The sequence below is a fragment of the Ensifer sp. ENS07 genome, assembly GCF_014852185.1.
Taxonomy (GTDB): domain Bacteria; phylum Pseudomonadota; class Alphaproteobacteria; order Rhizobiales; family Rhizobiaceae; genus Ensifer; species Ensifer adhaerens.
Genome location: NZ_JACVBE010000019.1, coordinates 118253 through 127851 on the forward strand (window position 1 = coordinate 118253; position 9599 = coordinate 127851).

General features: G+C 59.2%; 6 protein-coding genes. 2 read left to right on the top strand and 4 right to left on the bottom strand.

What is annotated here, in order from left to right; genetic code table 11:
• Positions 1-174 precede the first annotated feature (174 nt).
• A complete protein-coding gene (locus IB277_RS34830) occupies positions 175-2982 on the bottom strand; it encodes a PAS domain S-box protein (protein WP_192372944.1) in 2808 nt (935 codons plus the stop codon).
• A 677-nt stretch (positions 2983-3659) separates the two neighbouring features.
• Here IB277_RS34830 and IB277_RS34835 point away from each other — a divergent pair.
• Positions 3660-3911, top strand: a complete 252-nt coding sequence (locus IB277_RS34835) for a hypothetical protein (RefSeq protein ID WP_192372947.1) — start codon at positions 3660-3662, stop codon at positions 3909-3911.
• A gap of 383 nt (positions 3912-4294) precedes the next feature.
• On the top strand, positions 4295-4546 hold the full coding sequence (locus IB277_RS34840) for a hypothetical protein (RefSeq protein WP_192372949.1): 252 nt from the start codon (positions 4295-4297) through the stop codon (positions 4544-4546).
• Positions 4547-4954: 408 nt separating this feature from the next.
• On the opposite strand, the gene IB277_RS34845 is transcribed toward IB277_RS34840, so the two are convergent.
• The 3 genes from IB277_RS34845 to IB277_RS34855 all read right to left on the bottom strand — a co-directional run bounded on the left by IB277_RS34845 (position 4955) and on the right by IB277_RS34855 (position 9182).
• On the bottom strand, positions 4955-6607 hold the full coding sequence (locus IB277_RS34845; RefSeq protein ID WP_051659121.1) for a bifunctional aspartate transaminase/aspartate 4-decarboxylase: 1653 nt from the start codon (positions 6605-6607) through the stop codon (positions 4955-4957).
• 139 nt (positions 6608-6746) lie between these two features.
• Positions 6747-7787 carry a DUF2950 domain-containing protein gene (locus tag IB277_RS34850; RefSeq protein ID WP_246812878.1) on the bottom strand — a complete coding sequence of 347 codons (1041 nt, stop codon included), beginning with the start codon at positions 7785-7787 and terminating at the stop codon, positions 6747-6749.
• Between the two features lie 21 nt (positions 7788-7808).
• A complete protein-coding gene (locus tag IB277_RS34855) occupies positions 7809-9182 on the bottom strand; it encodes a DUF3300 domain-containing protein (RefSeq protein WP_192372951.1) in 1374 nt (457 codons plus the stop codon).
• Positions 9183-9599 lie beyond the last annotated feature (417 nt).

Here is a 9599-nt window from a genome sequence, read left to right on the forward strand (position 1 = left end):
TGACGAAGAAACCCGATGAGATGGCCGCGACCGAAACCGCCTGGTCGAGGGCGTGTCTCGAACGTCGCCTCGTCTAACATATGAGTGGAGCTAAGTTGGCTCGCCCGGACGAGGCGCTGATCCGTTGCGCATAGGGACACCGATTTCGCATGCTCACCGTAGGCTCAGGCGTTCTTACACCTTGTCAAGGCTGGCGACGTTCGAAGTACGAAGGGCAGATGTGTCGGCACTGCCCGACAGGTCTCGCGCACGTTTAGCAAGCACTTGGGCCACAGTATCAGTTGGGAGCGCAGCCAGCATGCGCTCGAACGCTTCCAGAGCGCCCGCAAAATCGGCCGCCTCGTAGAGCGCAAGCCCCGCCTCCAGATCAGCAGCAGACGAAAGCTTAGCCGTGCGCCGTTCCGGTGAGTCCACCTCCATCATCTCGTATAGCACAACCGGCTGAGATTTGCCCTGCACGAGCACTCGGTCAATACGACGCATGGATATTGCTGCAGGATCGTGGAGTTCGCGCACTGTCGCCTCGGTCAGGATCAACGGCACACGATAGGTTTTCGTGAGGTTTTCGACCCTTGAGGCGAGGTTGACGGCGTCCGAAATGACGGTCGTATCCATCCTGTCCGCGGCTCCGATTGTTCCAAGCATTAGAACGCCTGTGTGAATTCCGATGCCGATTTCAACAGGCGGTTCGCCGCGCTCTGCACGTTTGCGGTTAAGCGTTTCGAGCTGTGCGAACATGTCCAGGGCCGCTTCCACCGCATCGTCCGCTCGCTCAGGGAAGAGTGCCATGACAGCGTCGCCCACAAACTTGTCGACGACGCCACGATGACGGGTGATGGCGGGGCCCGTGACGCCGAGATATTCATTGACGAATGCGAACGTCTGGGCTGGCGACATGGTTTCGGAAAGGCGCGTGAAGTCCCGGATGTCGGCGAAAAGCACGGTCATCAGGCGCTGCACTTGATCGCCCAGCGCCACATCGGTGATGCGCTCTTTGCCGAGTTGTTCCAAGAACTGCCGTGGCACAAAGCGGGCATAGCTGTCGCTAATCTTTGCTAGCTCCAGATGCACATGCACGCGGGCCAGAAGCTCGTCACTTGCGAACGGTTTGGTCAGGTAGTCGTTTGCCCCGGAGTTGAAGCCGCTGACGAGGTCCGAGACCCTGTTCTTCGCCGTCAGCAGGACAACAGGTAATTCGGCCGGGCTGAAGCGCTCACGTATGCGGCGGCAAACCTCCAGCCCCGAAAGCCTCGGCATCATCACATCAAGCAGAACCAGATCGAAGTGCTCATCGGAGAGAATTCGCTCCAGCGCCTCATCGCCGTTGGACGCCGTGATAACCTGATAGTTCGCCAGGAGGAGATAATTGACCAGAACCTGCACATTCACGGGCTCGTCGTCGACGACCAGGATGCGGTATCCCAATCCGTTTGCGCGCGAGACGACAGGCTTTGCGGCTTCGTCCAGGCGAACGTCCTCGACAATCTGGCTTATGAGATGGCCCGTCTGACCTGTCGGCGACAGCATTGCCCGCGTCGCCGTGCTGAGAGGCAGCCCGAACGTGAACCTGGAGCCGATCCCCACCTCCGATTCAATCCGCAGCTTGCCGCCGTGAAGTTCGACAAGTTGTTTGGCAATGGCCAACCCCAGCCCTGTTCCACCCTGTTCTCGCTCGAGCGAGCCATCGCCCTGCAAGAATATCTCGAAAATCTCGTCGAAGCGCTCTTTGGCGATACCGATGCCAGTGTCCGACACCGTCACGTCGAGCCAACCGTCAACCGGTGTGGCGGAAACTTCAATGACGCCTGCAGGCGTGAACTTTATCGCGTTGCCGACCAGATTGAACAACACTTGTTGAATGCGATCCTCGTCCACCTCGGCAAGCGGCCCGCTGGGGTCGATGCGGCTGAAAAGACGCAAGGGTCGATCCCCGATCAGCGTCTTCGACACGGTAAGAACGAGATCGGTCAGCGCATACATGTCGGTCGGCGCTTGATTCAGTTTAATAGTCTCGTGACGTAGCTTCGAGAAATCAAGCAGGTCATTGACAAGATTAGCCAATCGTCTGCCGCTCGCCACCATCATTCCGAGGTTGCGGCGTTGCTCGTCGCTCAGGGTGCCTGTGGCTCCATCGAGCATAGATTGCCCAATGCCAATGATTCCGTTGAGCGGTGTTCTGAGTTCGTGCGAAGTATTCGCCAGGAACTCATCCTTCAACGCATCCGCCCGTAGAAGCGCCATCTCGGCTTCCTTGCGGGCGGTGATATCACGGATAATGCCCGTGAAGCTTCGGCGAGCTCCGGATTTAACCTCGCTGACCGCCAACTCAATCGGAAACCTGGTACCATCCTTGCGCTGGGCCTCAAGTTCCCGGCCTATGCCGATCACACGGGCTTCTCCGGTGCGGAGGTAGCGGGCGATGTATTCGTCATGCTGCTCGCGGTGCGGCGAGGGAACCAGCATAGAGATATTGCGACCAACAAGCTCTTTCGGGCCATATCCGAACAAGCGCTCTATCGCCGGATTGGCACCTTCGACGACACCTCGCTCGTCGATGGTGATGATGCCGTCCACGGCTGCATCAAGAATGGCTTGATTCCGCGCACGGCTTTCGATCAATTCTGCTTCGGCCTTCTTGCGGGCGCTGACATCGCGGATGATGCCCGTGAATGACGGCCTGCCTTCACCTTTGATTTCGCTGACTGCCAGCTCCATCGGAAACCTGGTGCCATCCTTGCGCTGGCCCTCAAGTTCCCGACCGACACCAATCACGCGGGCCTCTCCCGTGCGTAGATATCGGGCAATGTATTCGTCGTGCTGCTCACGGTGCGGTGAGGGAGCCAGCATAGAGATATTGCGACCAACAAGTTCCTCCAGAGCGTAACCGAATAATCGCTCTATTGCCGGATTGGCGCTCTCGATGAGACCTCGCTCATTAATGGTAACGATTCCATCGACGGCCGCGTCCAGGATCGCCTTCATGCGCCTCCCTTCTCTTGTTTGCGCTGGAAGTCGACCTGACGTCATGCTCTCATTCCGCCTATAATCTCGGTCTCGCTGGCAAATTGAAGATTGAGCAGTTTGCTTTTTAGCACAAGTCGGTAACGGTAACAGCGCCGTCTCTGGGATGGCATGGAAGCAAACCGAAAACAGGGCGTAAAGTTTCAATCAATGAACATGCCGCCAATTGATGCGTGTTGAAAAATGAAGCTAGTTGGCGCATTGGGACGATGACGGCTGGCTGCTCTCGGGTCCAAATCCTAACGCCGCTCCGCTTTCGTTGGCAGCATTTTGGGCTCTACAGGGCAGGTAGTTAATCCAGCACAACGAGCCGGCCCGAGTCATTGCCGCTCCTCTCGTGTTCTGCCGGGTTGGTTGCGAAGCCCAAGTCCCCAATCCCAACGCACACTGCGCATCGTCGGCCTTACCTTTTTGAGGTCAGGCAAGACATAGCATACACTGGAAGCAGCGGCGCCCGAGTCCCGGTTTAACTGTTACGTACTTCCGCTTTTCTCGTAACGAGCGATGATCTTTGCCGACGTCGCGGGAGATTTAGGGTTCGAGGCGGTGTGTTTGGCGCCATCTACCGGGGCGAGTACTTACTTCGTTAGCAATGCAATGAGTAATCCTGCGTGGGCCGCGTGGTCATTGGAGGGCGCATGAGCTTGTTGGAACTGGGGCGGGCTCGGCTGGCTATGATGTTGCCACATCATCGCGAGCAATTGCGGAGTGCTATGGATGATTACAGCCGTGAACTTTTCGAGGCCTACGCCTTGGCGTCGACGACACTCGACAATCTCGAGCGAGAGATGTCGAGGCGTGAGGATTTGATACATGAGTATCATCAAATCTGCCTGGATTTGCAGGCGGAAGTGCTAACGATGCTCACCCAAAAAAAGGATAAGACATAACCGAAGCGGGGGACCGCTTCCCGCCGTCGTGGCGCGAACGGGCGCGAAGCCCGGCAATGTCCACTCGCGCTCTCGCTATGCTCCTGGCGACCGCACTCGCTCCAACAATCGTCGTGGCCTCCATCTCAGAGGCGGAACTGGTCACCAGCCTTCAATCTTGCGCTTCCCGATTCGATGCAGGCAGTGACTGCGGGAGTTATGTCGAAGGGTATAACGATGCTCAGGACATTGTGAGAGGCGCGCTCAAGTTCATGCGAGGCCGAGTTGGTCCGTCCGCAGCTACAGAACGCGCCCAGGCTGCGAAGCAGGAGTTCGCCGCAGATCTTTTGGACCACCCGATGGAGGCTCGGCCGCGCGTCGCGGCGCTTGTAGAGGAGTGCTTGGTGCACGCCGAGGCGACTGAAGCCATATTCAATGGAGCGGAGGCAAGTCGCGCAAGCGAGCTTAAACCTGCGGCGAAAGCACGGCGTGACGCGGTTGCCCGTGCCGAATGCGAAGCCGAACGGGCGGACCTGGCGGAACGACGGGCAATCGCTGCAGAAGCGGCAGCAGAACGAGCACAGGCCGAGATCGCCATTCTCGAAGCAAAGTCTTTTTCAAACCGAGCAACAGGGATGATAATTCCGTTTCACTGAACGCGCGGGAAAACGTGCACCGTGCGCTTCGGACAAATGGCTACGATCTCTTCGAGAGCGCCGAGAGATGAATTGCAGTTGGACCATATGCAAGCGGCCGAGCGGCGGCACGACAGTCAGCATCGCGTCCGACCATATCGGATCCGCATTCTCAGCGTAGACGCTACCGTCGGTTGTTTGAGGCTCCGCAAAGGAGAAATGGTCGCGCAAGGCAATGGTGACGACTGCCAGTGACCAACCCACGACCTTCAACCTGAGCGCACCGGGCAAAGCAGATCCTTGTCAACCACGCGCGCTATGAACACTTCAAGATCGACCTGACGCGAGAAGCTCACCGCCACGGCTTCCATATGTTCGTCTCGGCAGCTGTAAGCAAGCGGCCGGCATGGCTGCCGGCCGCCCGATCGGCTAGCTGATCTTCAGGCCTTTGGCGGCCTGGTAGGTCTGGACGTAACCGCGAGCCACCGAGCGCACGGCGCGGCCGATCTGCGAATAGGCTTCGTCATTGAGGTTGGCGAAGGAGACGCGTGCCGACCAGCTCGGCGCATCGAAACCCGAGCCGTTGAGCAGCACGATGCCGTGGTCCTCGGCAAGCCGGAAGGGAATGTCGAGCGGGTGGATGTTGTCCTTCACCCAGGTGACGACATCCTCGCCGACATATTTGCGCAGCCAGAACTCGAAGTCGATGATGCCGTAATAGTGGTCGAAATAGATGCCCGGATTGGACTCGACCCCCATGCCCTCGATCAGGTTCCAGAAGCGCTTGGTGCAGATGGCGATGCAGGCCTTCTGGTAAGCCTTCTCGACGTCCATCAGCTCGACCAGCCCGAAGAGCGTCATCATCACCTGCTGGGGCAGCGACAGGCCGGCGGTGTGGTTCAGCGCCACGTCGCGGCTGTCGGCGACGATGCGGTCGATGAACTTCACCTCGCGCGGCTTCGGCGTCATCGCCTTGTAGCGTTTTTCAAGGAGCTTCTGGATCGGTTCGCCATGGGCCTTGATCTTCTCGTCGAAGATGTTGTCCTCGGCGACGGCAATGACGCCGAGGCGCCAGCCGGTGCAGCCGAAGTACTTCGAATAGGAGTAGACGCCGATCGTGTTGCGCGGCAGATGCCCAAGCAGCGACTGGAAGCCCGGAACGAAGGTGCCGTAGACGTCGTCCGTCAGCACGATCAGGTCGGGGCGCTTCTTGTTGACGAGGTCGACAAGGCGCTTGATCGAATCCGGATCCATCGCCACGGCGGACGGGTTGCCGGGGTTGACCAGGAACAACGCCTTCACCTTGGGGTTCTCCAGCGCCTTGATGTCTTCGTCGGTGAACTGGAACCGGTCCTCCTGCTCGGCGCTGACGTTGATGGTCTTGAGATCGTAGTCCTCCAGCTCCGGCATTTCGAGATAGGGCGTGAAGATCGGCGTTCCGAGCGCGATCGTGTCGCCGGCGTTAAGCAGGCGGGCGTTCTTCAGTGCCTTGAAGATGTAGCACATGGCGGCGGTGCCGCCTTCGACCGGGTAAAGGTCGAACTTTGCCTTCGGTCGGTGGCCGGCGCACATCGCCCACATCAGGTATTCGTGGGTGATGATCTCGTTGTGGTGCAGCGCCCGATCGGGAACCGGATAGTTGTCGCCGATGATCGAGTCCGTGAGCTCGTGCACGAAGGCGTCCGCATCGAAGCGGAAGGTGGTGATGGCGTAGTTGACGGCGTCGGAAAGCGTCTTTGCCGGCGGGATGCCTTCATCCTCTTCGTCCCAGTCGGCCGTGTTTTGCAGCAGCTTCTTCGTCCACTTTTCGAACCGCGCGTGGGCGCCGTCCTTCGGCGGCATGCCGGCCACACCGGCCTTCGGGTCGTAATAGGCGCGCTTGGCTTCCGTCAGTGCAAACTGGCCGAGCAGGAAGAAGGCCTCGCGGGCGCGTGTCGCCGTCCAGTTCGGGTTGCCGCGGCCGGCATTGAGGAAAGCCTTGGCGGATTTCTGTGAGCTCGACTTGGCGAGCTTGATCAGTTCGTCCTTGATTTCGAACGGGCTGAGATCGGAAAGGCTGTCGTAGAAATTTCTGTCCAACATGGTCCACACTCCCTATGAACGATAATCTCAGTTAGCCTGCCTCCTTGGGGGCAGCGTAGTCCGCAGCGTGTTGCCGGGCATGCTGTAGCGGAGGGCGGAGCGCGGGGTTCACGTTTCCGAGTGCTCCTGAGTTCAATCTTCAGTCCGCGGTTACGTCCCACTTGTCGTCCGGATCGAAGCGGTCGATGAAGGGCACAATTGCTTCCGTGCTCGGCCCGAGGTCGCGCTCGTAGACGATACCCTGCTGGTTGACGACGAAGGTCTTCACGCCCGTCTCCGCATAGGTGACCGGCCAGGCGATCAGCGCAAAGCCGCCGATCATGTTGCCGTTGATCACATAGTCGTAGCGACCGCCGGCAATGTTGTCGCCCTGCGAGGTCAGGATACGGAAGCGGTAGCCGAAGTATCCTTCGCCAGCCTTTGCCTTTTCCAGGGCCGCTTCGCTGATCGAGTCTCCGACGGGGCTTTCGCCATCCCCCTGGTCGGCCGGCCAATAGAGACCGTCGGTCTGGCCGGGCGTGCTGATCAGCTTCTGGGCATATTCGAGCACGCCGTCGGAGTCGCGATCCTCAGAGGCGTATTCCTTCTGGGCATCGACATAGGCCTCGACCGTGTCGATCGCCTGCAACTCGTTCTCGCCGACGCGACGATTGACGATCTCTTCGAGTCCGACATAGGTATCGAAGGCCCATTTGCCGTCATCGCCCTTGGTGAGCGGGAAGGGCAAGGGCCAGAGCCGGTCGCCGATCTGCAGGATCTTGCGGCCCTCCAGATCGCGAACGACGACATTGCGGGCTGCCCCTTCGCGGATAAGAGCGAACGTATCCTTCACCCCTTCGCTGTCTTTCAGTTTCTCCGCATTCAGCCCCAAAAGTTTTGCCAGGCCGTCGAAATCATCGGCCGCCAGCCTGGCCTTGAATTCACCGATGGCTTTGTCCGGATCGTCGAAGACCGGCGGGTCTTCTGCGGCGGCATAGGCATCCAGCCCACCCACCATCTGGTCCGCCGGCGGCTGATCGGCCGACGGTTGGTCTCCCGCAGGCTGATCGCCGGCAGCTTGATCGCCAGCAGGTTTATCGGCAGGCGGTTTGTCCTGCGAATAGGCGGAGCCGATCGGCGTCGCTACCAGAACCAGCGCCATCGCTGATCCCAGGAGAAGGGAATTGAAGAGCTTTGTCATGGTCGTTCTCCTGTGATCCGATCAACGTCTGCGGCCGCCGCCGCCGCGTCCGCCACCGCCACGGTGCATCGGCGGCCGGCCGCCACCACGGCTCATCTGTGGCCGCCCACCGCCGCGATGACCACCGCCAAGGCTTTGCCCGCCGCGGCGTGACGAAGCGACCTCACGCCGTCCGGAATTGACATTGCCAAGGCCCGATGGCTTCTTCGGCCGGTTCTGCGCCTTTGCCGCCATCTTCTTCTTGCCACCGCTGCGGTTGACCTGCGACGGCTTGTTGCCCTTGGCGCGGTTGATGCTTTGTTTGGTGTTACCGGCTTTCGTCTTTGCTCCCGCTTGGCGATCCGCGGGCCGCGCTACCGGCCTCTGCTGCGCCTTCAGCCCATCAAGCGTGCTCTTGCGCACATCCCTGATCTGGCCATTCCCGCCGGCAGTTGGACGTGCTCGTGGCCGATCGCGATTGATCTCGGCGGCGCGGTTGCGCAGGTTGTTGTTGCCGTTCGCCTTGATGTTGTTCTTGATGCTGCTTCGGTCGAAATGCTGAATCTGGTCGCGATTGATGTTGATCTTGCTGCGATCGACATTCTTCCAGTCGACGTCGTTCCACTTCACCTTGCCGTTGATGTTGTTGAAGCAGTTGTTGCAGTCGATGTCCATGTCGCCGCCGTTCCAGCGGCCACCCCAGACGCCCCAATCGTCCCAGTCGACGATCGCGGCGAAGGCCGCACCCGTGACCGCACCGGCGAAGAAGGCCGCACCCGGATACCAGTAGGCGGGATAGGGCTCGTCATAGTAGCCGATCGGCGCCGGTGCATAGTTCGGCTCGTAGAGCATCTCCGGCGGATACTGCGGCACATAGATGGTTTCCGGATTGGCCGCCTGGATGACGACGTTGTCGCCTTCCTGGACCACCTTTACCTTGTCGTCGGTCTTGATGATGTTCTTGGCGACCGCCTCGTCACGCAGTTGCTGGATGGCCATCAGCACGTCTTTCTGCTGATTGGCGATCGCATCGCCGAAAGACTGCGTCCACTCAAGATCCTCGCTCATCATCTTGACGATCTGGGGGTAGTTCAGCAGCGATATGATGCTGCCGTCCCAGTCGTCTTTCGGCTTCATGTCGGGTTTCTTCTCGCGAGCCTCAAGAAACCGTTCTGCCTCGACGATCTGCAAAGGATAGAGTGCGGCGGCGGAAATGAGCGCCACCAACTCGTCCGGGTAGAGCGCGATGCGCGCCACCAGCACCTCGAGCTCATCGTCGCTGAGCGGCTCGGGTGCTGTCTGTTGTTCCTGAGCAGCCGGTGCGGCTGCTGTCTGCTGCGCAAGAACCGCCGTGACGGGTGTTGTTATCAAAACCGCGATTGCGCTGCCGAGCGCGATGATCATCTTGCGGACCATAAATTACCTCCAGGCACGAAGGGGGCAGTGATGCTTGACGAAAATCAAATTAACTTCTGCCTTCACAAGGCGGCAGAACGAGCGGGTGAGTACATCAACGATAGTCAGTTCGGTTCGAATTATGGCCCAAGCGCTGCGCTATGGAAGGTACGTAACAGTTACATTAGGTAATTTGCGTCAATGTTGTTGCTTCCGTCAGGGACGCTGGGCATCATCACGCTTACTATTCGTCCGAGAAGACAGATCGAGGCAGATGGCGTCGGCGAAGTAATGGGGAAGGCATCATGGTTGACTGGTTCGTAAGCACGCTTCGCACATATCCTGAAATTGCAATCTTTCTCTCATTGGCGCTGGGATACTACTTCGGTTCATTCACCTACAAAGGCCTTGGCCTCGGTGCGGTGACTGCGACGCTGA